General features: G+C 38.4%; 23 protein-coding genes. 19 read left to right on the top strand and 4 right to left on the bottom strand.

The features are described 5' to 3' along the window. Positions 1-8: 8 nt before the first annotated feature. The 6 genes from RM545_RS13720 to RM545_RS13695 all read left to right on the top strand — a co-directional run bounded on the left by RM545_RS13720 (position 9) and on the right by RM545_RS13695 (position 6,526). Positions 9-956, top strand: coding sequence for an alpha-E domain-containing protein (locus RM545_RS13720; protein WP_311495852.1), 948 nt, complete (start codon positions 9-11; stop codon positions 954-956). A 43-nt stretch (positions 957-999) separates the two neighbouring features. After that, entirely contained in the window at positions 1,000-1,863 is an 864-nt protein-coding gene (locus tag RM545_RS13715; protein ID WP_311495851.1) for a transglutaminase-like domain-containing protein, read from the top strand. 66 nt (positions 1,864-1,929) lie between these two features. Then, positions 1,930-3,027, top strand: coding sequence for a peptide chain release factor 2 (prfB, locus tag RM545_RS13710; protein ID WP_311495850.1), 1,098 nt, complete (start codon positions 1,930-1,932; stop codon positions 3,025-3,027). A gap of 68 nt (positions 3,028-3,095) precedes the next feature. Then, complete coding sequence (gene arsC, locus RM545_RS13705) at positions 3,096-3,437, top strand: arsenate reductase (glutaredoxin) (RefSeq protein WP_311495849.1); 342 nt, start codon at positions 3,096-3,098, stop codon at positions 3,435-3,437. A gap of 30 nt (positions 3,438-3,467) precedes the next feature. Further along, positions 3,468-3,836 carry a hypothetical protein gene (locus RM545_RS13700; RefSeq protein WP_311495848.1) on the top strand — a complete coding sequence of 123 codons (369 nt, stop codon included), beginning with the start codon at positions 3,468-3,470 and terminating at the stop codon, positions 3,834-3,836. 119 nt (positions 3,837-3,955) lie between these two features. Continuing rightward, positions 3,956-6,526: a TonB-dependent receptor gene (locus tag RM545_RS13695; protein ID WP_311495847.1), complete on the top strand. Its 2,571-nt coding sequence runs from the start codon at positions 3,956-3,958 to the stop codon at positions 6,524-6,526. A gap of 49 nt (positions 6,527-6,575) precedes the next feature. On the opposite strand, the gene RM545_RS13690 is transcribed toward RM545_RS13695, so the two are convergent. After that, positions 6,576-6,761, bottom strand: coding sequence for a hypothetical protein (locus tag RM545_RS13690; RefSeq protein WP_311495846.1), 186 nt, complete (start codon positions 6,759-6,761; stop codon positions 6,576-6,578). Positions 6,762-6,963: 202 nt separating this feature from the next. Here RM545_RS13690 and fumC point away from each other — a divergent pair, with 202 nt between their 5' ends. Then, positions 6,964-8,361: a class II fumarate hydratase gene (gene fumC, locus RM545_RS13685; protein ID WP_311495845.1), complete on the top strand. Its 1,398-nt coding sequence runs from the start codon at positions 6,964-6,966 to the stop codon at positions 8,359-8,361. 171 nt (positions 8,362-8,532) lie between these two features. Here the strand turns inward: fumC and RM545_RS13680 are convergent, their stop codons facing one another. After that, positions 8,533-11,724, bottom strand: a complete 3,192-nt coding sequence (locus RM545_RS13680; protein ID WP_311495844.1) for a cytochrome c biogenesis protein CcsA — start codon at positions 11,722-11,724, stop codon at positions 8,533-8,535. Between the two features lie 126 nt (positions 11,725-11,850). Here RM545_RS13680 and RM545_RS13675 point away from each other — a divergent pair, with 126 nt between their 5' ends. From RM545_RS13675 to RM545_RS13635, 9 genes are all read left to right on the top strand, one after another. Further along, positions 11,851-12,609, top strand: coding sequence for a Rossmann-like and DUF2520 domain-containing protein (locus RM545_RS13675; RefSeq protein ID WP_311495843.1), 759 nt, complete (start codon positions 11,851-11,853; stop codon positions 12,607-12,609). Then, complete coding sequence (locus RM545_RS13670) at positions 12,593-13,105, top strand: KdsC family phosphatase (protein ID WP_311495842.1); 513 nt, start codon at positions 12,593-12,595, stop codon at positions 13,103-13,105. The genes RM545_RS13675 and RM545_RS13670 overlap by 17 nt, the downstream gene beginning before the upstream one ends. Continuing rightward, positions 13,102-13,428 carry a DMT family transporter gene (locus RM545_RS13665; protein WP_311495865.1) on the top strand — a complete coding sequence of 109 codons (327 nt, stop codon included), beginning with the start codon at positions 13,102-13,104 and terminating at the stop codon, positions 13,426-13,428. Before RM545_RS13670 ends, RM545_RS13665 begins: the two co-directional genes overlap by 4 nt. Before the next feature lie 8 nt (positions 13,429-13,436). Then, complete coding sequence (locus RM545_RS13660; RefSeq protein ID WP_311495841.1) at positions 13,437-14,348, top strand: geranylgeranylglycerol-phosphate geranylgeranyltransferase; 912 nt, start codon at positions 13,437-13,439, stop codon at positions 14,346-14,348. Between the two features lie 3 nt (positions 14,349-14,351). Next, positions 14,352-14,939, top strand: a complete 588-nt coding sequence (locus tag RM545_RS13655; RefSeq protein WP_311495840.1) for a Maf-like protein — start codon at positions 14,352-14,354, stop codon at positions 14,937-14,939. 106 nt (positions 14,940-15,045) lie between these two features. Next, a complete protein-coding gene (locus RM545_RS13650; protein ID WP_311495839.1) occupies positions 15,046-15,585 on the top strand; it encodes a mechanosensitive ion channel domain-containing protein in 540 nt (179 codons plus the stop codon). A gap of 80 nt (positions 15,586-15,665) precedes the next feature. Continuing rightward, the gene (locus tag RM545_RS13645; RefSeq protein ID WP_311495838.1) at positions 15,666-18,158 is read left to right on the top strand and encodes a PIG-L family deacetylase; all 2,493 of its coding nucleotides are present in this window, start codon (positions 15,666-15,668) and stop codon (positions 18,156-18,158) included. Positions 18,159-18,264: 106 nt separating this feature from the next. Next, positions 18,265-19,956 carry a sodium:solute symporter family protein gene (locus RM545_RS13640; RefSeq protein ID WP_311495837.1) on the top strand — a complete coding sequence of 564 codons (1,692 nt, stop codon included), beginning with the start codon at positions 18,265-18,267 and terminating at the stop codon, positions 19,954-19,956. Positions 19,957-19,958: 2 nt separating this feature from the next. Continuing rightward, positions 19,959-20,933, top strand: coding sequence for a Gfo/Idh/MocA family protein (locus RM545_RS13635; RefSeq protein WP_311495836.1), 975 nt, complete (start codon positions 19,959-19,961; stop codon positions 20,931-20,933). Between the two features lie 99 nt (positions 20,934-21,032). On the opposite strand, the gene RM545_RS13630 is transcribed toward RM545_RS13635, so the two are convergent. Next, a complete protein-coding gene (locus RM545_RS13630; RefSeq protein WP_311495835.1) occupies positions 21,033-21,878 on the bottom strand; it encodes a DUF2911 domain-containing protein in 846 nt (281 codons plus the stop codon). Positions 21,879-22,039: 161 nt separating this feature from the next. Between RM545_RS13630 and RM545_RS13625 the strand changes: the two genes are divergently transcribed. The 3 genes from RM545_RS13625 to RM545_RS13615 are packed head-to-tail and all read left to right on the top strand — an operon-like array spanning position 22,040 to position 24,578. Then, the gene (locus RM545_RS13625) at positions 22,040-22,558 is read left to right on the top strand and encodes an SRPBCC family protein (RefSeq protein WP_311495834.1); all 519 of its coding nucleotides are present in this window, start codon (positions 22,040-22,042) and stop codon (positions 22,556-22,558) included. A gap of 13 nt (positions 22,559-22,571) precedes the next feature. After that, positions 22,572-23,270, top strand: coding sequence for an SDR family NAD(P)-dependent oxidoreductase (locus RM545_RS13620; protein ID WP_311495833.1), 699 nt, complete (start codon positions 22,572-22,574; stop codon positions 23,268-23,270). Continuing rightward, positions 23,271-24,578 (top strand): cryptochrome/photolyase family protein, encoded by a 1,308-nt coding sequence (locus tag RM545_RS13615; RefSeq protein WP_311495832.1) that lies wholly within the window; start codon positions 23,271-23,273, stop codon positions 24,576-24,578. Here RM545_RS13615 and kdsB read toward each other — a convergent pair. Next, positions 24,575-25,291 carry a 3-deoxy-manno-octulosonate cytidylyltransferase gene (gene kdsB / locus RM545_RS13610; RefSeq protein ID WP_311495864.1) on the bottom strand — a complete coding sequence of 239 codons (717 nt, stop codon included), beginning with the start codon at positions 25,289-25,291 and terminating at the stop codon, positions 24,575-24,577. The two genes, RM545_RS13615 and kdsB, sit on opposite strands and share 4 nt — an antisense overlap. Positions 25,292-25,535 lie beyond the last annotated feature (244 nt).

Below are 25,535 nucleotides of genomic sequence, written 5' to 3'. Positions count from 1 at the left end.
AATATTATATGTTAGCAAGAGTAGCCAATAATCTATTTTGGATGGGACGTTATATAGAACGTACCGAACACATAGCCAGATATTTAAATGTAAATTATTTCTCTTCACTGGATGCACCTAATGAACTTTCACAATCACGGCAATTTGTATTACAGTCGATGTTATTTATGGCTGATGACGAAGTAGCTGATCCTGAAAAGACTTTAAACGAAGAAGAAGTTCTGTACAATATTGGATTAAATCCTGACAAGAATTATTCTATTATTAATTATGTGCAAATTGCCCGGGAAAATGCGAATAGTGCCCGAGACCTTATTTCTACAGAACTTTACGAAGCACTTAACAGGTTCTATCACTACGTTTTAAATTATCCCCGGGAGAAATTTACCCAAAGTGGTTTGTATGATTTTACCATCAGCGTATCAGAATCTACTTCTGTTTTACGCGGAAAAATAAGGGGAACCATTTTACATGATGAAGTTTATGCCATTATTATGTTGGGAATTAACCTCGAAAGGGCCACTCAGGTTACCAGGATTATAAATGCAAAATATCATGATGCGGTATTAGCAAAAGGAAATTATGGTGACGATATTAAAAATAGTTATGAATGGACAACGCTTTTAAAATGTATCGAATCTTATGATATGAACAGGCGCTTCTATAGAAAAACACCAACCAGCTTTACTACCTTAGAATTTCTTATTCTAAATCCCGATTGTCCCCGTTCAATCATGAACAGTCTTAATGAATTGAGCCGGCATATCCTGGTCTTAACCCAGGAGAAACATCCTTCAAAAGATTCTGTTGCTTTTCTTGTGGGAAAAGTTAAAGCTGAATATGAGTATAAAATAATAGAAGAAATTGAGGAAGATTTTCAAACTTTTATAGAAAAAATATTGAACTCCCTGGTGCTTATAGGTCAAAAAATGGAAAAGGAATATTTTAACTATTAATTCTACAGAAGATGGCTAAATTTGCCGACCTTAATATTACACCTTGGAATACACTATAAAATACAAAGCGCAAAACACCTACGAAGCCTCTGCTAATGGCGCTTTGTGGCAGTTTCTTATTACTCCCGAAGACAATGATAATCAAACGTTAGAATATGCGGATTTTAAAAATTCCCTGCAGGTGATTGTCGAAAATTCTATTAATGCTTTTGGTTTCAAAACATATAGGATACAGCCAAAACAGAGATTTCAGGAAATACAATTTGAGGCAGAATTTAAACTTTCTAAGGAAGTCGTAAATCCTTTTGAAACTATTCCTTCTACAGATAATGATGAAACATACCAGCTTTTGGATACTCTTGAATTTAAGGTAGAACACGAACAGTTTTTAAGAAAAACTCCTCTTACTTCCATTCCTAAAGAACTTAAAAATAATTTTAGTTTCGATTTGTCCTTTAGCATATTTGAAAATCTTCAAAGACTAAATGCCTGGATATATGAAAACTTTAAATTTAAGGCAAACGTTACAGATGTAGATTCAGATCTAACAGCAGTACTGCAGAATATGAAAGGTGTATGCCAGGACTTCACGCATCTTTTTTGTGCTCTGGCAAGGGCAAATAAAATCCCCACACGCTATGTTTCGGGATATTTGCACCAGGGCCAGGGTTATGAGGGCGATTCTCAAATGCATGCATGGGCAGAAAGTTATATTCCCGGTAGTGGTTGGGTGGGCTTCGATCCAACTAACAATCTTATAGCTGTGGAAAACCATATAAAAGTTGCTCACGGCAAAGATTATTCAGATTGTCCTCCTATAAAAGGTCTGGTATATACCACCGGTGCCAATGAAACGAGCTATACGGTAGAAGTTTTCTCACAACAAGAACAGCAACAACAGCAATAATTTTTCCTGATTCGGCTTTCTTTTTATTAAAAAAGAGTTATACTTTCGAATAATAATTTGGGATTTATGATTAGTACCGATCAGGTAAAAAATATTAAAGACAGACTCGCTGCTTTGCATACACATCTGGATATCGAGCAGAAACAAATAGAAATTCAGAACGAAGAAGAGAAAACTTTTGATCCCGATTTCTGGAACGACCCCAAAGAAGCTGAAGCTTTTATGCGGACGTTAAGAGGAAAGAAAAAGTGGGTAGAAGAATATACGCAGGCAAAAAGCTGGTTTGAAGAATTACAGGTATTGCTGGAATTTTATCAGGAAGGAGAAGCCTCAGATGAAGATGTAGAAAAGCAGTATGATAAAATTATTGATTTAATTGAAGGCGTGGAATTTAGAAACATGCTTTCTGAAGAAGGGGATGATTTAAGTGCCGTACTGCAAATAACTGCCGGTGCTGGTGGTACAGAAAGTTGCGACTGGGCTCAAATGCTTATGAGAATGTACATGATGTGGGCAGAAAAACAGGGCTATAAGATTAAAGAGCTCAATTATCAGGAAGGAGACGTCGCCGGGATCAAAACTGTTACCTTAGAAATTGAAGGAGAATATGCCTTTGGATGGCTAAAAGGAGAAAACGGTGTCCACAGGTTGGTGAGAATTTCCCCATTTGACAGTAATGCGAAGCGCCATACTTCTTTTGCTTCCGTTTATGTTTATCCGTTGGCTGACGAGAGCATAGAAATAGAGATCAATCCCTCAGAAATTTCATGGGAAACGATGAGGTCTTCCGGAGCAGGAGGGCAAAACGTAAATAAGGTAGAAACAGCAGTACGCCTTCGGCATGCCCCCACAGGAATAGTTGTTGAAAATTCTGAAACGCGTTCTCAGCTGGAAAACAAAAACAAGGCCATGCAACTGTTAAAGAGCCAGTTATACGAAATTGAACTTCAGAAGCAACAGGCACAACGGAGAGAAATTGAAGATTCCAAAATGAAGATAGAATGGGGTTCTCAAATAAGAAATTATGTTATGCATCCTTACAAACTCGTTAAAGACGTTAGAACAGCAGAAGAAACTGGAAATGTAGATGATGTTATGGACGGTGGAATTGATAATTTCCTGAAGGCTTTTTTAATGATGACAGGACAACGGAATGATCATTGATAATAATTAAAACGTTTTTGAAATTAAATTTAATTGTTTATTTTAAACAGTGAAAATTAGAATCTAAAATGATTACGATCTATCACAATACAAGATGTAAGAAATCGCGGGAAGGATTAGAAATTGTAAAAGAATCTGGTAAAGATTATCGAATTAGGGAATACTTAAAAGTACCATTAACAGAAGAGGAACTCTCAGCTCTTATCGAAAAAATGAACATCTCTCCAATTCAGCTTGTGAGAAAGAATGAAAAATTATGGAAAGAGAATTATAAAGAAAAAGATTTGAGTGATAAGGAACTAATTTCTGTTATGGTAAAACATCCTAAACTTATTGAACGTCCTGTCGTGGAAAATGATCGTAAAGCTGTAATTGGAAGACCGGCCTCAGATATTAAAGAGGTGTTGTAACATACAGTTGAATAAAAATAAAAAACAACTATGAAGCTGAAGCAAAAAATAGGACTTATAAGTTTGGCAGGTGCATTTGTCGCAAGTTATGTCTACACAAAAATCTATATTCAGAAGGAACAGCGCCAGGAAATCAAGGACGTCGCAGAAGAACTTGCTTATGCCTGGAGGCCTAAACTGGACTTAACTCTGGATCAGGTACATCAATTTGAGAACCTCATTATAGAATACACGATTAAAAAGAATGAAATTCTTAATTCTTCTCTTGGACATGAGAAACAGATCACTAAATTAAAAGCTATCCAAAAGGAGGAACATCAAAAGTTACGTAAGCTCTTGACACTAGAGCAATTTGAACGTTATTTGACTGTAAGCAGGCAGTTAACGCAAAAATCTTAAGCGCCTTTTAGTCTCAAATAGAAGCTTTTAACATCCTTCTTTTATGGTTTTAACGGAATGTTAACCCTTGTTGATTAAACCTTCTTAAGTTTTGTTGGTCAAAGTATAAAGTTTATCGAATGACCACCAAAACAATTTCAACATTCAGCTTTCTGCTGATTTTCCTTTTTACATTTCAGTTTCAGGCACATTCTCAGGGAGGAGAAGAATATACCATTTCCGGTAAAGTTATCGATAATGAACTGGAAGTTCCTTTGGAATATGCAACCATATCTGTTATTAATGCTAATGATCCGCAGGATCTAACTGGTGGAATCACAGACATCGACGGAAACTTTTCCATAGATGTGCCTGAGGGTACTTACAATATACTTGTAGAGTTTATTTCATACGAATCAAAGCGATTCAATGACCGTAACCTTAATTCTAATTTAGATTTAGGTACTATTCCCCTGGGCGTGAGTTCTTCCAGCCTTGACGAGGTTGTTGTGAGGTCAGAAACTACCCAGGTAGATGTAAGACTGGACAAGAAGATCTACAACATTGGGAAAGATCTGACCACAGCCGGAGGAACAGTAAGCGACGCCCTTAATAATGTTCCCTCCATTTCTGTAGATATTGAAGGTGGCATTAGCCTTCGTGGTAATGAGAATGTGAGAATTCTCATTAATGGGAAACCTTCAGCTATGGCTGGATTTGGCGGAACAGACGTTCTTGGGCAATTACCTGCCGAAGCCATTGAACGTGTAGAAGTGATCACTTCTCCCTCTGCCCGCTATGATGCTGAAGGAACAGCAGGAATTATTAATATTATTCTTCGGAAGAAAGAAACTCTGGGTTTTAACGGGTCGCTGACCTTAAATTCAGGATATCCTGCAAATGCCGGTGTTTCTGCAAATCTTAATTACAGAACTGACAACTACAACCTTTTTACCACTACAGGTTACCGATACTCAGAATCTCCTGGAAGTGGTTTTTTTGACACCAGATATTTTGCCAATCAGCAGGATGTTTTCCTCGACAGCATTCCTTATAACAGGAATGTAGAAGACCGTGAAATGGACAGAATTAACCGTGGTTTTAATACCAATGTGGGTATGGAATATTATATAAATGATATGTCTTCCGTCACCGGTGCTATCTTCTACAGAACAGGTAATGACGATGATCTTAACACCAATATCAACGATTATTATCTTGAAAATGATCCTCAGATTGGAACAGAAAGATATGAAAAGGAGACCGAAGATGAAGAGAGTTACCAATTCTCTTTGAATTATATCAATAAATTTAATAACGAAGGCCACGAATTGACTGCAGACTTTCAATATGAAAATGATCAGGAAACACAGGCGACTTTTATTCGGGAACCAGTAGTTTACAATAATACAGATGCTGATAATATTTTTATTCCCAGGGAGCGTACAAGCACTATGGAGGAGCAAAACGAATATTTGATTCAAGCAGATTATGTGAGGCCAATAGGTGAAAGCTCTCAATTTGAAGCGGGTTATCGTGGTAACTTTGAAAATGAAGTAACCGACTATGAGCTTTATCAGGAAAATGTGAACGGTGAGCTTTTGCTTAATGTAAATCAAACCAATATTTTCGATTATTCTGAAAATGTTCAGGCCCTTTATTCACAGTACGGATCGAAATTTGGAGATTTTAGTTTCCTTTTAGGTCTGCGCCTTGAGAACACGCAGTTAAAAGGAAGAATTGATTCAGAATTATCTGAAGAAGAATTACAGGAAATTTATTCTTTTGAAATTGATACCGACTTTGACAATAATTATCTCGGTCTCTTCCCTACCATAAACCTTATTTACGAATTGGGGGAAGAAGAAAATATCACCCTTGGATATAATAGGAGAATCAACAGGCCTCGTGGCTGGTTTCTAAATCCTTTTCCTTCAAGAAATAGCAGAAATAACGTGTTTCAGGGTAATCCTAACCTGCAACCGGCGTTCTCCAATGCCTTCGACTTAGGGTATTTAAAGAGATGGGATAAATTAACCCTTACATCTTCTGTTTATTACCAACGGGAAACAGATGCTTTCTCAAGAATTCAGGAAAACGTAAACATTACCGTAACCAACCCCGATTATGTTCCCGGTGATGATCCAGATTCCGAACAGTACATTCAACAGCGCGTAATAAGGAATATCCCTTTTAACCTTGCAACAAACGATCGTATGGGTGGTGAAATCGGAATTCTTTATAATCCCGCAGAATGGTTACGTTTAAACGGAAGTTTTAACTACTTCAGGTTTAAATTGGATGGAGAATTTAATGGCACAGATTACAGTCAGGAAAATACCAGCTACTTTGGTAGGTTTAGTTCAAAGGTTACGTTGCCGTTAGGCATAGACTGGCAAACTAATGCTTTCTATCGTGGTCCTTCAGATGAAGTCCAGGGAACACAGGAAGGAATTCTTTCTATTGACGTTGCATTAAGTAAAGAAATATTAAATGAACAGGCAACAATTTCCTTCAATGTTAGGGATTTATTGAACTCCAGAAAAAGAAGTTCATACACGCTGACCGAAAATTTTGAGCAGGATAGCAATTTCCAGTGGAGACAAAGACAGTTTAACGTATCCTTTATCTATAGGTTTAATCAGCAAAAAAGACAACAGCAAAGGGAAAATGGCGAAAATGGGAATGATGGAGAGGAAGGAGAATTTTAAAAGCACGAAAAAATCAGCATAAAAAAAGGGACAAAATTTGTCCCTTTTTTTATGCCTTGTTTACTTCTGTTTCTTTAGCTTCTTTTCTGGCAGCTCTTTTTTCTTTAATGAATTCTGTCAACGAACCTCCAATCCAGTAAGGAACAATTGCAACTAGAAATATCATTAGCCAAAAACCCATTGTTAAGATAATCAGGAAAGCTAAAAAACCAAGATACTGATCGAATTCGAACATAATTCTATATTTTGAATCTTGTCAAAGATATAAACTCTCAATGGCTTATCACAAATAAAAATTAATTTTTTAAGTCAATACATGCTTTTAAGATCAATATTGTCCAAAATTGAAGCTTCACCTGATTAACTAAATTTAATCCTTTTTTAAGCGGAAAGAAGCGGCTAAAATGTAAATTTGTAAGGCAACTAATTATAATATTATGGATTACAGAATAGAAAAGGATACCATGGGGGAGGTAAAAGTTCCTTCAGATAAGTTATGGGGAGCCCAAACCGAACGTTCCCGGAATAATTTTAAAATTGGCCCTTCCGGCAGTATGCCTCTGGAAATAATCTACGGCTTTGCCTACCTTAAAAAAGCTGCAGCATATACCAATTGTGAACTTGGCGTCCTGCCGGTAGAAAAAAGGGATTACATAGCTCAGGTATGTGACGAAATACTAGCCGGAAAACACGACAACCAGTTTCCGCTGGTAATTTGGCAGACCGGTAGCGGTACCCAGAGTAACATGAATGTAAATGAGGTTATTGCAAACAGGGCCCACCAACTTGCAGGAAAGAAGATTGGTGAAGGCGAAAAAACCTTACAGCCAAACGACGATGTGAATAAATCTCAGTCTTCTAATGACACTTTTCCCACAGGAATGCACATTGCCGCTTACCAGAAAATTTATAAAAACACGCTTCCGGGACTAAGAAAGCTTAGAGAAACTTTAAAGAAAAAATCTGATGAGTTTAAAGAAGTGGTGAAAATTGGCCGTACGCACTTTATGGACGCCACTCCCCTAACTCTTGGCCAGGAATTTAGCGGATATGTCGCTCAACTGGATTACGGCATTAAAGCTCTTGAAAATACGTTACCGCATTTAGGAGAACTCGCTTTGGGTGGTACGGCTGTTGGAACCGGACTTAACACTCCTAAAGGATATTCTAAGCGGGTTGCGGAATTCATTGCTAGATTCACCGAACTCCCATTTACTTCTGCCACAAATAAATTTGAAGCCCTGGCTGCTCATGATGCTCTTGTGGAAACACATGGCGCACTAAAACAGATAGCTGTTTCTTTGAATAAAATTGGTAATGACATTAGGATGCTCGCTTCCGGACCGCGAAGCGGAATTGGGGAAATTAACATTCCGGCCAACGAACCGGGATCCTCTATTATGCCCGGAAAAGTGAATCCTACGCAGTGTGAGGCTTTAACTATGGTTTGCGCCCAGGTAATAGGAAACGATGTAAGCATGAGCGTTGGAGGAATGCAGGGACAGTTTGAACTAAATGTTTTTAAACCTGTAATGGCTGCTAACCTTCTGCAAAGTGCAGAACTTCTTGGCGACGCCTGCCAGTCTTTTGAAGAACATTGCGCCAGAGGTATTGAAGCAAATACAAGCAGAATTCAGGAGCATTTGAATAATTCCCTAATGCTGGTTACAGCTTTAAACACCAAAATTGGATACTATAAGGCTGCCGAAATTGCAAATACTGCCCACAAAAACGGTACTACTTTAAAGGAGGAAGCCGTAAACCTTGGCCATTTAACATCTGAAGAATTTGATGAATGGGTAAAACCAAAAGACATGGTTGGAAACCTTAAATAATTCGATTTTTACATCATAAAAAAGCCACGAACACCAATTTAGTGTTCGTGGCTTTTATTTTATAGGATCCCGAAAATTGGCAAATTTCGATACTCTTACAAAAAACCATCAGAATGGGGACACTTTTTTGTAGTGAAGAGCACACGCTTGCTCCTGGAAAAACCATTAATTTTACATGCTATCCTTTTCTTTTGCTGCCGGGGATTTCTTCGCGTAATGCTTCTGGTATTTCCAGTAGGAAACTGCTCCCAAAACTGCTACCGCGGCAATCGTGTAATAGATGAAAGTTGGTGTAATTACCTTATCCCCACTGGCATAAGAATGCAATCCGCTTAAGTAGAAATTTACTCCAAAATAGGTCATCATAATACTGGAGAAGGCAACAATAGCCATTAAATTGAAAAACCACCTACCTCTAAGCCCCGGCACCATTCGCATATGAATTGCAAAAGCGTAAACCATAATACTAATCAAGGCCCATGTTTCTTTTGGATCCCAGCCCCAATAGCGTCCCCAGCTCTCATTAGCCCATTGTCCACCTAAGAAATTTCCGATGGTTAACATTACCAGTCCTACGGTTAAAGCCAGTTCAGTTATAATTGTAATTTCCCTGATGTTGAGTTCCATCCTCTTTTTGTTTTCAGAAGTAGTAAGGATCATTAAAAGCAATGAAACCACACCCAGAATCATTCCCAGCGTAAAAGGTCCATAACTCCCTACAATTACAGAAACGTGAATCATCAACCAATAAGAATTAAGCACCGGTTGCAGGTTTGCAATAGAAGGATCCATCCAATTCCAGTGGGCGATCATGAGGATCATAGAAGTTACAAACGCCGTAGATGCAATGGTAAGGTTACTTTTTCTTCCGAATGCAAGACCAAAAAACATCGTTGCCCAGGCAACATAGATCATCGATTCGTAGGCATCACTCCAGGGCGCATGTCCGGATATGTACCACCTTGCAGCCAGTCCAAGGGTATGAAGAGCAAATAAGATTATAACAACAACAACGCTGCCCTTTATAAGACCACGCATAATCTTATTGTCTTTAAGTATCTGGGCAATAACAAAAATGAGCATCAGTAAACCTGCAACCATATACATCCAAAACAGATTCCTGAAAATATCGTATTTATTATAGGTGATCTCAGCCTCAACTTTATCTTCTGAAGGCATAACTTCAGAACCAAATTTTTTCTGAAAACTTTTAATGCTGCCCAAAAATTCATTAGCTCTCCCGTAATCACCGGTTTCCCTCGCATCCTGCAGCGCATTCATGTAAAGTGGCAAAATCTGCTTTGCATAAACGGAATCCATGCCTTTAAAAGCTGCTTCTTCCACTTCGGGATAAGAAACCCACTTATTATTCTCATGATTGGGAACCGGAAATATTTTAAGTACTTCCCCCTGCAAAGCCTGATAAAGCAAATTTACTTTTTTATCAGTTTCTATATAATCCTTCTGAAATTTATTCGGAACTGCCGCCTGGTAGGCCCCTTCCAGGTATGACGATAACTTGTAATTCCCGCTGCTGTCAAAGAAGTCTGTAAGGGCAAGGTATTTTTTTCCTTCTTCCACATCAAGAATATTATGAAGGCTGTCATTCTTCTTTTCCACAAAAATAAGCGGCACATTATACCAAACCATTGGGTTCTCTGTCATAGAAACCAGAACCTGATCTGAACTTAATCCATTATAACTATCCTTCTTACTGAGTTTTCTTAACAATTCCGAAGAATAGGTATTGGCCGGTTTCATACGTCCACCTGCATCCTGAATCACCAGTCGTCCAAATTCAGCAGCATGGTCTTCTTTTACTGCATTTTCAACAATTAGAGAATCTATTTGCCTACGCGTATTTTCAATATGTTCGTGATCTGTCTGCGTTTCTTGTGCGAATCCGCTAAAACTGATTGCAAAAAGTAAAATAGCTATAGTAGTGAGCTTCTTTTTCTTCAGTTTTATCTTATCCAGTCTTTGTTTAAGTTGTCCAAAACGGGAGCCTTTATCAAACAATATCCACATTAAGCCAAGATAGAGAAGAAAATAACCAATATAAGTGATCCAGGTTCCCCAGTAATCGTGATTTACAGACAGGACTGTCCCTTTTTCATCGGGATCAAAACTGGACTGGAAAAAACGATAACCTTCGTAATCAAGGATATGGTTCATATAAATTTGATATTCAAAATTTTCTTCTTCCTCATCTACTACTTCAACATTACTTTGAAAAGAAGAATAGCTCTTTTCTGTTCCGGGATATTTTTCAGCAATAAAATCATCCAGTTTAAGAGCAAAAGGAAGTTCTTTTTCTATAGAACCATAATTCAGGAAAATTTCGAGTCCGGCAAGATCAATTTTTTCAGGCTCGGTGGGAATTCCTTTTCCGCCAAGGAGCGTCACCGTTTGGGATTCGCCCTGAGAACTCACTTTTAAAGTAACCCCGTCTGGCTGATCCCTCGTTTTCTCTGCTGTTGGTACTATGTCATATTGTCCTCTTACTACAGGCTCGGGAATTACAAACTGCATTGTTCCTAAATTATAAAGCGAACGCAGCATGAGATTTTGTGTAGAATCTGCTACCAAGGTTCCCCTCGCCTGGTCTGCCATTCTCATGTAGTCCCCTTCGAATGGAGATTCTATAGTGTACGAGCCATCTTCGTTTAACTGAATATTTATAGCTCCTTCCGTAGGATTATTCAGCGTAAAGAGCCTATTGTGGATGTTGCTCACCTGCCCTTCCTGAAGGTAATGATCGTGTCTTTGCCCACCACCAGATTCTACAATTTTCAGGTATCGCTCTCCATCTTCTGTTGGTACCAGTGTTTCTTCAGCACCATGAATAAAATTAGTGACTTCAAAAGTTACAGGTTGCCCGTTATAGTCTGTATTTAGTTCATAATCATTTTCTGTTTCAGGGGCTAACAAAACTTTTTCCTGAAGTATTCTCCTGCGTGGTTCACCGTCTATTTCACCATCAAGAAAAAATGTAAAATAGGTTTCCTGGGTGAGAAATTTATTCGTCGTCTCCCCCTCACGTATAGGCATAATACCTTCGTAACTTATATAGCGTGTCACGAAGGCTCCAATAAGGATGAGAATAAAAGAAAGGTGTAAAACCAATGTTGACCATTTTTCCTTTTTCAGAAGCTGATATCTCTTAATATTGCCGATAAAATTAATCACGAAGAAGACCATTATCCCCTCAAACCACCATGTATTGTAAATAAGAACCCTCGCGGTTTCAATACTGTACCAGTTCTCAATAAAAGTTCCCAACGCCATGGAAATGGCAAAAACAATGAATAAAACTGCCATTATACGGGTAGAAAAAATGACAGAAGCTATCTTATTCTGCATAAAAAGTTGTACTTTAAATCGGCTGCAAATTTAAGGAATTTTAACGGTTTTGTAAGACTTCCAACCTTCAATCTCCTTCCATAAATGTTAATTTTACAACCGTAATTTTTTTGGTAATTTAGCCGAATGATTCAAGTGGTAATTTTAGGCGCCGGAAATGTCGCCACACATCTCTACAAGGCTTTTCAACAATCCGAAAATATTGAAGTGATTCAGGTTTATAATCATAAGCCTGAAAGATTAATTAATTTCCCTGAAACCTCTACCACTACTGCTATTTCTAAATTAAAAGAAGCTCATATTTATATTTTTGCGTTAAAAGATGATGCCATTCTTAAAATGGCAAATATCGTCCCTGATTTTGGTTCGTTATACCTGCATACTTCAGGAGGAATTGGTTTGGATGCTTTGTCAAATTTCAGGAACCACGGAGTTTTTTATCCGTTACAGACATTTTCAGCAAAAAGGGAGGTCGATTTCGCTGAAATCCCCATGTGTTTGGAAGCAAATTCAGATAAAAATCTTCAGAAGACGAAAGAACTGGCTGCCGGCATTTCAGAAAAACTTTTTGAGACCGATTCTGGACAAAGAAAGGCCTTACACGCTTCTGCAGTATTCGTTTGTAATTTTACCAACTACCTTTACACCATTGGGGCCGATATTTGCCAAAAACATGACCTCTCTTTTGAACTTCTGAAACCATTAATAAAAGAAACCGCTGCAAAAATTGAAGAATTATCTCCTGAAGAGGCTCAAACAGGACCTGCGATTCGCAATGACCGCGGAACAATTGAAGGTCATCTTGAATTGCTGGATAAAAATCAGAAAAACATATACGAACTGCTAACAGCATCGATTTATAACTTACATGGAAAAAAATTATAAAGAATACCTTAACCAGATCACCACTTTTGTTTTTGATGTGGACGGTGTCCTTACAGATGGCTCTGTACAGGTAAGCACCGCCGGGGAATTGTTACGTACAATGAACATTAAAGACGGTTACGCCCTGAAACTGGCAAAAAATGCCGGTTATACGGTATGTATTATTTCCGGCGGAAAAAATGAAGGTGTCAGGATGCGTCTTAGGGATCTGGGTATAAATGATATTTACCTGGGGATTTCTGACAAAGTGGAGCAAATGGATGAATTCTTCGACATTTATGGGATTAAACCCGATGAAGTTCTCTACATGGGAGATGATATTCCCGATTATTACCCCATGAAACTGGTTGGACTGCCATGCTGCCCGCAGGACGCTGCAGCCGAAGTTAAAGAAATATCTAAATATGTTTCCCATAAAAAAGGCGGAAAAGGTTGCGTTCGCGATGTTATTGAACAAGTCCTGAAAGTCCAGGGCAAATGGATGGAAAGGGAATGAACTGGCTTCTATTGATTATCGCCGGACTCTTTGAAGTGGGATTTGCTTTTTGTTTAGGAAAAGCAAAATTCAGCACCGGAAATACCAGCACTTTCTGGTTAGCCGGATTCATGGTTTGCCTTACCGCAAGTATGATTTTGCTATACAAAGCCACCCAGACATTGCCTATTGGAACTGCTTATGCCGTCTGGACCGGAATTGGGGCCGCCGGCACCGCTTTACTCGGAATATTAATTTTTAAAGAACCGGCTCATTTCTGGAGAATATTTTTCCTCAGCACACTAATTATGTCCATTATCGGGCTGAAATTTGTTTCCAACTAGGTGTATTTATGTATAAATATTTAAAGCTAATCCGTTATAAAAACCTGCTTTTTATAGCTTTTACGCAATTCTTAATTAAATACGGCCTTTTTGAAGCTTTTGGAGCAGACATCACTCTGAGTCTTTTTGGCTGCTCCCTCCTTGCCCTGGCCACTGTTTCCCTTGCAGCCGGCGGTTACATTATTAATGATGTTTATGATGTAGAGACCGACAAAATCAACAGAGGAGAGAATACAATTATCGGCACCCATATCTCCGAGAAAACCGGCACTACATTATTTATAATTCTTAATGTAATTGGCGTGGGTATTGGATTTTATCTTTCAAATATTGTTGGATGGCCGGCTTTTTCCGCCTTGTGGATTTTTGCTTCCGCAATTTTGTATTTCTACGCGACTTATCTTAAACAAATGGCAGTAGTTGGAAATATTATTGTGAGCTGCACCATTGCAGGAGTGGTGGTTATTGTGGGGCTATATGATCTTTTACCTGCTATAAACAATCAAAATCAGCCAACACAGGCCTTGCTTTTCTCAATCCTGCTGGACTACGCCCTCTTTGCTTTTTTAATTAACCTGTTAAGGGAAATGGTTAAAGATCAGGAGGATATAAAAGGAGATTATAATACCGGGATGAAGACTTTACCTATACAACTGGGCACTGCCCGCACCAATAAAGTAATTTTAGGGGTAGCATTAATTCCGGTGGCCGCAATTGTCTACTATCTCTACAACTACCTTTTTGAGAACACCTATGCCACGATTTATGTACTACTTTTTATCCTTGCTCCGCTTCTTTACGTAATGGTAAAAATACCTGAAGCGAAAAAAAAGAAGCATTTTACTCATTTAAGCCTTATTCTGAAATTGGTCCTTTTCTTTGGATTGATTTCGCTGGGCCTACACAAATTCATATTTTAGATTATGCTGAAAAATTATTTAAAGAACAAAGAAATTATTCTTGCTTCGGGCTCTCCGAGAAGGCAAAAATTTTTTAAGGAAATGGAAATTCCGTTTACTGTAGACGTGCGACCAGTAAAAGAAGTATTCCCAGATCATTTGGAAAATGAAGAGATAACAGATTTTCTTGCGGAACTTAAAGCCGAAGCTTTTGGCGATTTAAAACCAAATCAAATCCTAGTCACCAGCGATACGATTGTATGTAATGAAGGTGTGGCTATGGGAAAACCTGCAGATGCTGAAGAAGCCGTTACCATGTTAACATCTCTTTCTGGAAAAGAGCACCAGGTAATCACTTCAGTGTGTTTTACAACGGCTGAAAAGCAGGAAACGTTAAGCTGCATTACTAAAGTTCGGTTCAAAACATTAACTTCCGAAGAAATAGAGTATTACGTACGCCAATATAAACCTTTTGATAAAGCAGGTGGATATGCTATCCAGGAATGGATTGGGCTTATTGGGATCACTAATATTGAGGGAAGTTACGTAAACGTGGTCGGATTACCCACGCATCTTGTCTATCAGAAGTTAAAGGAAATTGGAAATTCTTAGCATTTCAACAAGATGCTGAAATAGCATAATCACGATAAATGCTTCTTCTTTTTTACCAAAATTTAAATGAACAAGAATTATATTTGCAGAAAATCGGCGTTCATTAATGGATAGATTAATAAGCTTAATTCCAATAGAAGTTTTTTACAGCGTGGCAATATTTTTGATGCTGCTAATTCTTCAATTTTTTCTTAAACAAGCTGCAAAAAGGGTTGGCGAACGTGCTGAAATTAATATTACGCGAACCCGGTTAATGTTTAAATACATCAATATACTCGTCTTTATACTAGGTGTTTTTCTTCTATCAATTGCCTGGGGAGTTGGCTGGGCAGAGTTTTCCATCATATTTTCATCAGTTTTCGCAATTTTAGGAGTAGCCCTTTTTGCTATATGGTCTATTCTAAGTAATATTACTTGTGGGGTCATCATGTTTTTCTCATTTCCTTATAAAATTGGAGATAAAATAAAGATTCATGACAAAGACATACCTATTGAAGCTATTATTGAAGACATAAAAGCTTTTCATTTGCATCTAAGGACTTTAGATGGAGAATTGATTACCTACCCAAATAACCTCATTCTTCAAAAAGCTGTGTCACTGGTAGAAAAAAATGCCCGACTTGATGAAGGTAAGGATGCGCTATAAAAGTTAAACCTGGAGAAACGCGGTAGAAGAGTCTTCAAAGTGTTATATTTGATGCTACTACCTCTAAAATACATGTGGGAATGCGTAACGTTCTATCTCTCCTGGTTCTATTCTTTTTACATTCGTCTCTTCAGGCACAGGCACCAACAAAACTTAGTGCTTCCGAAATTTACCATCAGATTGAAAAGCTTAATTTTCTAGGTTCCGTTTTATACGTGGCTGCGCATCCTGACGATGAAAACACCCGTCTGATTTCTTATTTTTCTAATGAAAAGAACGCCAGGACGGCTTATCTTTCCCTTACAAGGGGTGATGGCGGTCAAAATTTAATTGGGCCACAAATTAGGGAAGAACTGGCTGTTATCAGAACTCAGGAATTACTTGCCGCCAGAAGGATTGATGGTGGACAACAATTTTTCACCCGTGCAAATGATTTTGGTTATTCAAAAACCGCCGATGAGACCCTGGAAGTCTGGAACAGAGATGAAGTGCTTAGCGATGTGGTTTGGATTATCCGCAAATTTAAGCCAGATGTTATCATTAATCGTTTTGATCATCGCACTCCCGGTAGCACTCATGGCCATCATACCTCTTCAGCAATTTTAAGCGTAGAAGCTTTTGAACTTGCTGATAATAAAAGTGCTTTTCCCGATCAATTAGAGTTTACTGAAACTCATCAACCAGAAAAGCTTTTTTTTAATACTTCTCCCTGGTTCTACGGAAGCGAGGAAGCCTTTGAAGAAGCCAGTAAACAAAATTTTTTACAGTTTGACACCGGCGTATATTTTCCGCTGAAGGGACTTTCCAATCCGGAAATTGCAGCTTTAAGCCGCAGTCAGCATCGTTCGCAGGGATTCGGAAGCACCGGTAGCCGGGGTTCACAGGAGGAATACCTGGAACTTATCAAAGGCACAATGTCTGAAGGAAAAGAAGATATCTTCGAAGGTATTAATACTTCCTGGAGCCGCATAGAAGGCGGTGCTGAAATTGGTGAAATTTTGAGTGGAGTTGAAGAAAATTTTAATTTCACCAATCCTGCAGCCAGCCTTCCCCAATTGGTAGCTGCCTACCAGCTTATCAAAGAACTGGACAACGAACATTGGAGAGAAATAAAATCTGAAGAAATAAAAAACATTATAGCTGCTTCTGCAGGGCTTTATCTTGAAGCTGTTGCCGAAAATGCCACGGCAACACCTTCAGAAGAAGTTAATGTGCGGTTTGAAGCTATTAACAGAAGTGATTATGCAATTGACCTTCAAAAAGTAGAAATATCACCAAATAATTCTTCTATCGAACCCGACGTTACCTTAAAAAACAACACAGGCTGGAGTGAAGAATTGACCTTACATATCCCCAATAGCAGTGAAGTCACTTCTCCATATTGGCTAAACGAAGAAGGAACTACAGGTATGTATAAAGTCGAAAACAGGGAATTAATAGGTCTTCCTGAAACTCCAGCGAACACCAAAGCCGTGTTTTATCTGGATTTTAACGGAGTAAAAATTCCGTATAGCAAAGAAGTGGTTTATAAGTACAACGACAATGTTCTTGGAGAAACCTATCGCTCTTTTGAAATTGTTCCTCCAGTTTCTGTTGCATTTGATAAAAATGTAATGATTTTTGACAATGCTCAAAAAAGACAAATATCGGCCAGGATAACATCAGTTAAAGACAGTGTCCAGGGAACTTTAGTACTTGATTCCGGTGAAGACTGGAGGATTGAACCAGAGTCGAGGAACTTCAGCATTCCTCAAAAGGGTGGTTCTGTTACTTTAAACTTCAGTATTACTCCTCCTGCAGACCAAAGTGAGGCTTATATTATTCCGAAGGCGAAAATTAAAGATGAAGTTTATTCAGAAAAAACTGTTTATATAGATTACCAACATATCCCGTTTCAAACTTTAGTTTTACCTTCAGAATTAAAAGTAGCAAAGCTCAATATTCACAAAAAGGGACAGCAAATTGGCTATATTGAAGGAGCCGGAGATGTGGTGCCCGAGAGTCTTGAGCAAATTGGCTATAAAGTATCCAGAATTTCCCCTTCCGGTATTTCTGAAGCTTCCTTAAGTAGGTTTGATGCTGTTGTTATTGGAATAAGGGCATACAACGTGGTTGAAGAGTTAAAATATAAGCAGCCAATACTTCTTAATTATGTGAAAAATGGTGGGAATTTAATTGTGCAGTACAACACAAACAGAGGTCTGCAGAGTGACAATATCGCCCCATACAACCTGGAACTTTCCAGGGACAGGGTTACCGATGAAAATGCCGAAGTAAGATTTCTCGCCGAAGATCATCCCCTGCTTAATTCGCCAAACAAAATTACCAAAGCAGATTTTGAGAACTGGGTACAGGAACGCGGACTTTATTTTCCCAACAAATGGGCTCCGGAATTTACTCCTGTACTTTCTATGAACGACAAAGAAGAATTGCCCAGAGATGGAAGTTTACTGGTCGCAAAGTATGGTGAAGGTTATTATATTTACACAGGAATTAGCTTTTTTAGGCAATTTCCTGCCGGTGTTCCCGGTGCATACAAGCTTTTTGCAAATATGATTTCAATAGGTAAATAATGGAAAAGCCTGAAAAATACACCTGGAAAACAAGTTATACCGTTGTTCTGGTGGCAAACATCGTTTACATTATTCTTTTTTACTTCATAATGAATTATTTCGGTCAATGGAATTAATAGACTGGTTTGTCCTTGTTATTACTATAACTTTTATCGTATGGTATGGCGTCTATAAATCGCGTGGAAGCAAGAACGTACAGGATTATATAAAAGGTGGTAATGATGCGCAATGGTGGACAATCGGGCTTTCCGTTATGGCTACACAGGCAAGTGCCATTACCTTTCTCTCCACTCCCGGCCAGGCTTTTCATGATGGGATGGGTTTTGTTCAGTTCTATTTCGGGCTTCCCATCGCGATGGTCATTATCTGTATGGTTTTCATTCCCATTTACCACAGACTACAGGTGTATACTGCCTACGAATACCTGGAAACACGCTTCGACAGAAAAACCCGAACTCTTACTGCAATTCTCTTCCTAATTCAGCGCGGCCTTGCCGCCGGACTTACAATTTATGCCCCGGCCATAGTACTTTCGGCTGTGTTAGGGTGGAACTTAAATGGATTGATCATTTTAATAGGAAGTTTAGTTACTATTTATACCGTTTCGGGGGGAACTAAAGCTGTCAACGTTACTCATAAACAACAAATGGCGGTTATTCTTACCGGGATGATTACTACTTTCTTCATTATTCTGGAATATTTGCCCGATAATGTGGATTTTACCTCTGCCATGGAAATTGCAGGTTCAAGTGGAAAAATGGAAATCCTGGATTTCTCTTTTGATTTCGAAAACCGATATACCTTTTGGAGCGGATTGATTGGTGGATCTTTTTTAGCGCTTTCGTACTTTGGAACAGATCAAAGCCAGGTACAGCGCTACCTCACAGGACGATCTGTAAGGGAAAGTCAGATGGGTATGATCTTTAACGGATTATTAAAAGTGCCGCTCCAATTCTTTATTTTATTGGTAGGCGTGATGGTTTTTGTCTTTTATCAGTTTAATGAAACTCCGTTGAACTTTAATCCGGCAGCGACACAAACTGTTTTGGAATCTGATTATGCCAATCAATATGAGGATCTTATAATGGATCATAAAGAACTTCAGCAGGAAAAGCATCAATTAACAAATAACTATGCCCAGGCAGGTGAACAGACTTCGGCAGTAGATAAACAGAAGTTCCATGAACGACTAACAGAAATAAATTCAGAAGAACAGGAAATCAGGGAGAAAGCAAAAATTTTTATTGATGCTTCAGATAAAAATGCTGAGAGTAATGATAAAGATTATGTCTTTATACATTTCATTTTAAATAATTTGCCTCGCGGACTGATAGGTTTGCTACTGGCGGTGATCCTTAGTGCAGCAATGTCTTCTACAGCATCAGAACTTAATGCCCTCGCCTCCACTACCGCTATTGATATCTATAAAAGAGGAATAAAAAAGGATAAAAATGACGAGCATTTCGTAAAAGCTTCCAAGTGGTTTACCTTGGTATGGGGTGTAATTGCCGTTAGTTTCGCCTCTGTCGCAGATCTTTTTGACAATCTTATCCAGCTGGTAAATATTATAGGATCTATCTTCTACGGAAATGTACTGGGCGTATTTCTACTTGCATTTTTTGTAAAAAAGGTAAATAGTAATGCCACTTTTATAGCGGCTATTTTTACCCAAATTATAATAATAGGTATTTTTATGCTGGACATAATTCCATATTTATGGCTGAATTTACTTGGTTGTGCTATTGTTATGCTTTTGGCGTTTATTATTGAAGGATTTATTAAAACTGAAGAAAATTAAAAATGGAGGAAAAAACTGTGAAATGGGCAATTTTAGGCCCCGGAAAAATTGCTAAGAAATTTGTTACAGGTTTAAAAGATGTTGAAGGAGCAGAACTCTATGCCGTTGCGAGCCGTTCCAAAGAAAGAGCAGATGCCTTTGCTGAAGAATTTAATGCTACAAAAGCATACTCCAGTTATGAAGAAATGCTGAAAGACGAACAGGTAGATGTGGTGTATATTGCCACGCCTCATGTTTTCCATTTCGGCAATACGCTCCTCTGCCTTGAACATAAAAAGGCGGTTTTGTGTGAAAAACCATTTGCCATGGATACGGAACAGGTAAAAAAAATGATTGCAATGGCCAGAGAGAAAAAGGTCTTTTTAATGGAAGCATTGTGGACGCAGTTTCTGCCACATTTTCAATATGTAATGGATTTGCTGAAAAAAGAAAAATATGGAAAACTGAAGAAAATAGAAGCAGATTTTGGTTTTCACTCTCCTTTTAATGAAGAACACCGGCTTTACAATAAAAGCCTTGGCGGCGGAAGCCTTCTTGATATTGGCATTTATCCAATATTCACTGCTCTAAGCGCACTGGGAATTCCGGAAAGAATCTCGGCTAAGGCTAAAATGACCACTACTGAGGTTGATGAAGAATGTGAGATGCTTTTTAACTACAAAAATGGTGCTGAAGCTGAGCTACATAGTACGGTGGGTAGAGAAACCGGCACTACAGCCACTTTCTACTGTGAAAAAGCTGAAATCAAGATGAATTCCAGGTTCCACGAGCCCACAAGCGTCACTATTTCTACAGAGGATGGGAACGAAACTAAGGATTTTAATGTTACAGCAAACGGCTATAACTTTGAAGCAGCACATGTTCAGGAAATGCTGAAGCATGGAAGAATTGAAAGTGATCAAATGACTTTTGAAAAAAGCCTTCAACTTATTGAACTTCTTGATAAAGTAAGAACGAAAATTAGCCTGGTCTATTAAATGGCAATTATCGTATTATAATCCTGTAAAGCGCATCCAATAAAAAATGCCATTTCTTTAATTTGAGAAATGGCATTTCGTTTATGATAACAGGAACTTCTACATTGCTCCCCACTCTTTCAGGGAATCTTTATTCATTTTTGCATAGTCGGCATTTCCGGCTTTTTCAGCAGCGGCTAAAGATTTCTTTGCTGACTCAATAGCAGCATCTTTTTTGCCCATATCGGCCTCAATCAGAGATTTTCTTCTTAAAACCCAGAAAGCAGGATCTTGTCCTTCAGTAGCTTTTTGTATCCACTCATAAGCTTTGTCCAAATCTTTGTTTTGGTCGTGGTAATAACTCGCAGCAGCGAAGTAATCATTAGAAGCAGGTTCACCGCTCATTACTTCTTCTATACTCGCAGTTGCTTTTTCATCTGTAGGAACTTCAAACTGAAGCATGGCAACCGTATCATCCCAGATAAAATTCAGTACAGCAGAATCGTTCTGAAGTTCATCAATTATAATGGTAAAAGTTTCCATTTTAATTGGCATATTCTGAGCTTCAACAGTAGTTTTAAGTGCTACCTCGTTTTCATCCCATTCCTGAGGAAGACCCCAGTTCTCAGTATTCTTGTAAAACATAACATCCCATTCGTTCTGTTTTGGGATAGTGTAAATTGCATAAGTACCGGCAGGAAGGGCTTTACCATCAATTACAACATCATCACTAAAGGTAATTGTTGTGTTATTGTTCGCACCGGTACGCCATACTTCGCCATAAGGAACAAGATCTCCAAAAACATCGCGTCCACGAACCCCGGGACGGGAATACTCTAGTGTCACATCAGTAAGTCCAACCTTTTGTTCAATCTTTGCTGAAGGACTCGGTTGCGGAGTCTGAATTTGAGCTTTGCCATTAAAGCTGATAGCAGAAACTGCCAGAAATAATAAGATTTTTTTCATAATTGTTTAGTTTGTAAAGTAGTCCACCAAATATAAGCAGAAGAAGTTCTGAATTTTAAAATATTATCAAAGAATCTTAAGAACTAAAACTTTTTAAATTGTTTAACTTTAATTAATAAACATTGAACATAATAAGCTTTATTTTTGGTTAAAATTCAGCAATGAAAATTTACACCTTAAAAAGTAAACAGCGATTACCCATTCCTTTAGATAAGGCCTGGGAATTCTTATCAGACCCCGCCAATTTAAAAGTGATCACTCCAGATTACATGAGCTTCGACATTTTATCGGGTGCAGATCGGCCAATGTTCGAAGGTCAGATAATACAGTATATAGTAACACCTATTGCCGGAATTAAGACAAAGTGGGTTACAGAGATCACCCATGTTCGGGATAAAGAATATTTTGTGGACGAACAGCGATTCGGCCCCTATGCCTTATGGCATCATAAGCATTTTTTAAAAGAAATCGAAGGCGGTGTGGAGATGGAAGACATTGTGGATTACAAACTCCCGATGGGATTTCTGGGCAGCATGGCACATCCTTTCCTGGTGCAGCCAAAACTGAAAGAAATTTTTGACTACCGTCATAAAAAGCTTATTGAATTATTTGGAGAGTTTGAGGATTCTACTAAACCTAAGACAAAAATTAGTGAGAAAGAGCAGCATTCATTAAAATAAAAAATAACGAACTATGAAAAAAGAAATCCTACTTATAGGCGGTTCTACAGGAATCGGTTATAAAATTGCTGAAAGACTTAGTCAGGAGCACAATGTTACGGTGGCCTCAAGAAATCCCGGGAAATTGGAGGAACTGGACATTACTCATCTGGAATTTGATGTCACTAAAGACAATATTGAAGACCTGGAGTTACCTGAAAAGCTTGACGGACTTGTATATTGTCCCGGAAGTATTAATCTGAAACCTTTCAAAATGCACAGGTTAGAAGATTTTAAAAAGGAGATGGATTTAAATTTTTTCGGGTTAGTGAAAACAGTACAGGGAGTTATGCCTAAATTGCAAAATGCCGAAAATGCCAGCCTTATTTTCTTTAGTACTGTAGCCGTAAAAGTCGGAATGCCTTTTCATACCAGCGTGGCTGCCGCAAAAGGAGCTATTGAGGGTTTTGCGCGATCCCTCGCTGCAGAATATGCGCCGGCGTTACGTGTTAATGTTGTTGCCCCTTCGCTTACAGATACCGGACTTGCGGAAAAATTGCTGAACAATGATAAAAAGAAGGAGAAAATGAATGAACGCCACCCTCTAAAACGCGTTGGAGAAGCTTCAGATATTGCAAATCTCGCGACCTTTCTCCTTAGCGACGAAAGCAGCTGGATTACCGGACAGGTAATGGGCGTAGACGGCGGACTTTCAACCTTAAATCTTTCCTGAATGAGTGAAAAAATAAACGTTTTCTGGTTCCGAAGAGATTTACGCCTTGACGATAATGTTGGTTTTTTAGAAGCTTTAAAAGATGATCATCCGATTCTTCCAATTTTTATATTTGATACTGAAATTTTAGATAGCCTTCCAGAGGACGACGCCAGGGTAACATTTATTTACAAAACCCTTCAGCAAATGCGAAAGGTTCTGAAGGAGGAATATAGCAGTTCCTTGGCCATGTATTATGGAAAACCTTCTGAAATTTTTAAAAAACTGGTTAAAGAGTTTTCAATAGTAAAGGTCTTTACCAATCATGATTATGAGCCTTACGCAAAGGAACGGGATAAAGAAATAGGCGGTTTTTTAGAAGAGAATAATATAGAATTCGAGACTTTCAAAGATCAGGTGATTTTTGAGAAAAATGAAATCACCAAACAGGATGGCGGCCCTTATGTAGTTTATACTCCATACATGAAAACCTGGAAGGAAAATTTTAAAAACCTGGATTTTAAGATACATTATACGAATAATTATCTTGACAATCTTATTCAGAATACAACACTGCCTAATCTGGAACTTAGAGATATTGGTTTCAAGGAATCTTCCCTGGAATTTCCAGATTATGATGTCACCCCCACGCTTATACAGGAGTATGAGGATACGCGCGACATACCGGCAGAACATGGCACATCAAGATTAGGACCACATCTCAGGTTTGGAACGGTAAGTATTCGTAAAATGGTAAAAAAAGCTAACGCTGAAAAAAATAAGACATTTCTTCAGGAATTGATATGGCGGGAATTCTTTATGCAGGTTCTGGATTATAATCCACAAACAGTAACTGAATCTTTTAAACCTAAATATGATCGCATCAACTGGCGAAATAATAAAGATGAATTTAGGTTGTGGAAAGAAGGAAAAACCGGATATCCACTCGTTGATGCCGGAATGCGGGAACTGAATGCAGTCGGGTTTATGCACAACCGGGTAAGAATGCTGGTGGGCAGTTTTTTATGTAAGCATTTGTTAATTGACTGGCGCTGGGGTGAAGCTTATTTCGCTGAAAAACTGTTGGATTACGAAATGTCTTCCAACGTGGGGAACTGGCAATGGGTAGCCGGAAGCGGAGTTGACGCAGCGCCTTACTTTAGAATTTTTAATCCTACTACCCAGGTCGAAAAATTCGATAAGGAACGAAAGTACATCAAAAAGTGGGTACCGGAATTTGGTACTGATGACTACCCCAAGCCAATGGTAGACCATAAAGAAGCCCGGGAAAGAGCATTAAGAACTTACAAACAGGCTGTAAGTAACTAATCCTGCATTAATTTCCTTGCTTTTTCAAGATCTTCAGGAGTATCGATCCCGATAGTACTCATATTGGTTTCCACCATCTTAATCTTTTTTCCGTATTCCAGGAACCGAATAGCTTCAATCTTCTCTGTGGCTTCCAGCGGCAACATTGGTAAATTATGAAAATCGATTAATGCCTGCTTTCTAAAGGCGTAAATCCCAATATGCCTAAAGTACGTCATTGGCGCATCGTTATCACGAGGATAAGGAATAGGGAACCTGGAAAAGTACAGGGCCAGGTTATTTTTATCTGTAATTACTTTTACATTATTGGCATTAGTGATCTCGTCACTTACACTCATTGCAGTTTTTAATGAAGCAAGATCAATTTCTTCTTTCTCATCTTCCCTGAAGACAACCAGAAGTTTAGCAAGGCTTTCCCTGTCTATAAAAGGTTCATCTCCCTGAACATTAACAACAATATCAACATCCATATCCTCAACAGCTTCAGCAAGGCGGTCACTCCCGCATTCATGCTCTTTTTTGCTCATTATCACCTTTCCGCCAAAGTCAGATATTTCAGAAGCAATTTTATCACTGTCGGTCACCACATAAACTTCCTCAAAAAGGTTTGTTTCTTTGGCTGCTTCATATGTTCTTCTAATAACTGTTTTTCCATTTAGATCCTGAAGTAACTTTCCCGGAAATCTTGCTGCATCGTATCTTGCAGGGATCATTGCTATTATTCTGAGTTGTTTATCCAATTGTTGTGTTTTTTAGTTGTTCAAAAATAGCCATTTTAAAGAGGTGGCCTTGTTTAGGTTTAGTTAATTTAAAGAGTTTGTGGTTTGTGGTTTGTGGTTTGTGGTTTGTGGTTTGTCGAAAAAATTAAATTATAGCTTATAGATGGCAAGTTTCGACTTAAAGCCCTGGCCTGACCTTCTAAAACTCTCTTCTCCTGCAGTATAGCAGTCTTTGAAC

Origin of the sequence: Autumnicola lenta (assembly GCF_031846515.1) — a bacterium.
In the GTDB taxonomy this organism is placed as follows: Bacteria; Bacteroidota; Bacteroidia; order Flavobacteriales; family Flavobacteriaceae; genus Autumnicola; species Autumnicola lenta.
This window is presented reverse-complemented; position numbering and strand designations above follow the sequence as displayed.

What these genes read in the sequence shown, in the direction of transcription:
- RM545_RS13720 (WP_311495852.1), top strand. Translation starts at nt 9, where the DNA reads ATGTTAGCAAGAGTAGCCAATAATCTATTTTGGATGGGACGTTATATA.
- prfB (WP_311495850.1), top strand. Translation starts at nt 1,930, where the DNA reads ATGATTAGTACCGATCAGGTAAAAAATATTAAAGACAGACTCGCTGCT.
- arsC (WP_311495849.1), top strand. Translation starts at nt 3,096, where the DNA reads ATGATTACGATCTATCACAATACAAGATGTAAGAAATCGCGGGAAGGA.
- RM545_RS13700 (WP_311495848.1), top strand. Translation starts at nt 3,468, where the DNA reads ATGAAGCTGAAGCAAAAAATAGGACTTATAAGTTTGGCAGGTGCATTT.
- RM545_RS13695 (WP_311495847.1), top strand. Translation starts at nt 3,956, where the DNA reads ATGACCACCAAAACAATTTCAACATTCAGCTTTCTGCTGATTTTCCTT.
- RM545_RS13690 (WP_311495846.1), bottom strand. Translation starts at nt 6,761, where the DNA reads ATGTTCGAATTCGATCAGTATCTTGGTTTTTTAGCTTTCCTGATTATC.
- fumC (WP_311495845.1), top strand. Translation starts at nt 6,964, where the DNA reads ATGGATTACAGAATAGAAAAGGATACCATGGGGGAGGTAAAAGTTCCT.
- RM545_RS13680 (WP_311495844.1), bottom strand. Translation starts at nt 11,724, where the DNA reads ATGCAGAATAAGATAGCTTCTGTCATTTTTTCTACCCGTATAATGGCA.
- RM545_RS13675 (WP_311495843.1), top strand. Translation starts at nt 11,851, where the DNA reads ATGATTCAAGTGGTAATTTTAGGCGCCGGAAATGTCGCCACACATCTC.
- RM545_RS13670 (WP_311495842.1), top strand. Translation starts at nt 12,593, where the DNA reads ATGGAAAAAAATTATAAAGAATACCTTAACCAGATCACCACTTTTGTT.
- RM545_RS13665 (WP_311495865.1), top strand. Translation starts at nt 13,102, where the DNA reads ATGAACTGGCTTCTATTGATTATCGCCGGACTCTTTGAAGTGGGATTT.
- RM545_RS13660 (WP_311495841.1), top strand. Translation starts at nt 13,437, where the DNA reads ATGTATAAATATTTAAAGCTAATCCGTTATAAAAACCTGCTTTTTATA.
- RM545_RS13655 (WP_311495840.1), top strand. Translation starts at nt 14,352, where the DNA reads ATGCTGAAAAATTATTTAAAGAACAAAGAAATTATTCTTGCTTCGGGC.
- RM545_RS13650 (WP_311495839.1), top strand. Translation starts at nt 15,046, where the DNA reads ATGGATAGATTAATAAGCTTAATTCCAATAGAAGTTTTTTACAGCGTG.
- RM545_RS13645 (WP_311495838.1), top strand. Translation starts at nt 15,666, where the DNA reads ATGCGTAACGTTCTATCTCTCCTGGTTCTATTCTTTTTACATTCGTCT.
- RM545_RS13640 (WP_311495837.1), top strand. Translation starts at nt 18,265, where the DNA reads ATGGAATTAATAGACTGGTTTGTCCTTGTTATTACTATAACTTTTATC.
- RM545_RS13635 (WP_311495836.1), top strand. Translation starts at nt 19,959, where the DNA reads ATGGAGGAAAAAACTGTGAAATGGGCAATTTTAGGCCCCGGAAAAATT.
- RM545_RS13630 (WP_311495835.1), bottom strand. Translation starts at nt 21,878, where the DNA reads ATGAAAAAAATCTTATTATTTCTGGCAGTTTCTGCTATCAGCTTTAAT.
- RM545_RS13625 (WP_311495834.1), top strand. Translation starts at nt 22,040, where the DNA reads ATGAAAATTTACACCTTAAAAAGTAAACAGCGATTACCCATTCCTTTA.
- RM545_RS13620 (WP_311495833.1), top strand. Translation starts at nt 22,572, where the DNA reads ATGAAAAAAGAAATCCTACTTATAGGCGGTTCTACAGGAATCGGTTAT.
- RM545_RS13615 (WP_311495832.1), top strand. Translation starts at nt 23,271, where the DNA reads ATGAGTGAAAAAATAAACGTTTTCTGGTTCCGAAGAGATTTACGCCTT.
- kdsB (WP_311495864.1), bottom strand. Translation starts at nt 25,291, where the DNA reads ATGATCCCTGCAAGATACGATGCAGCAAGATTTCCGGGAAAGTTACTT.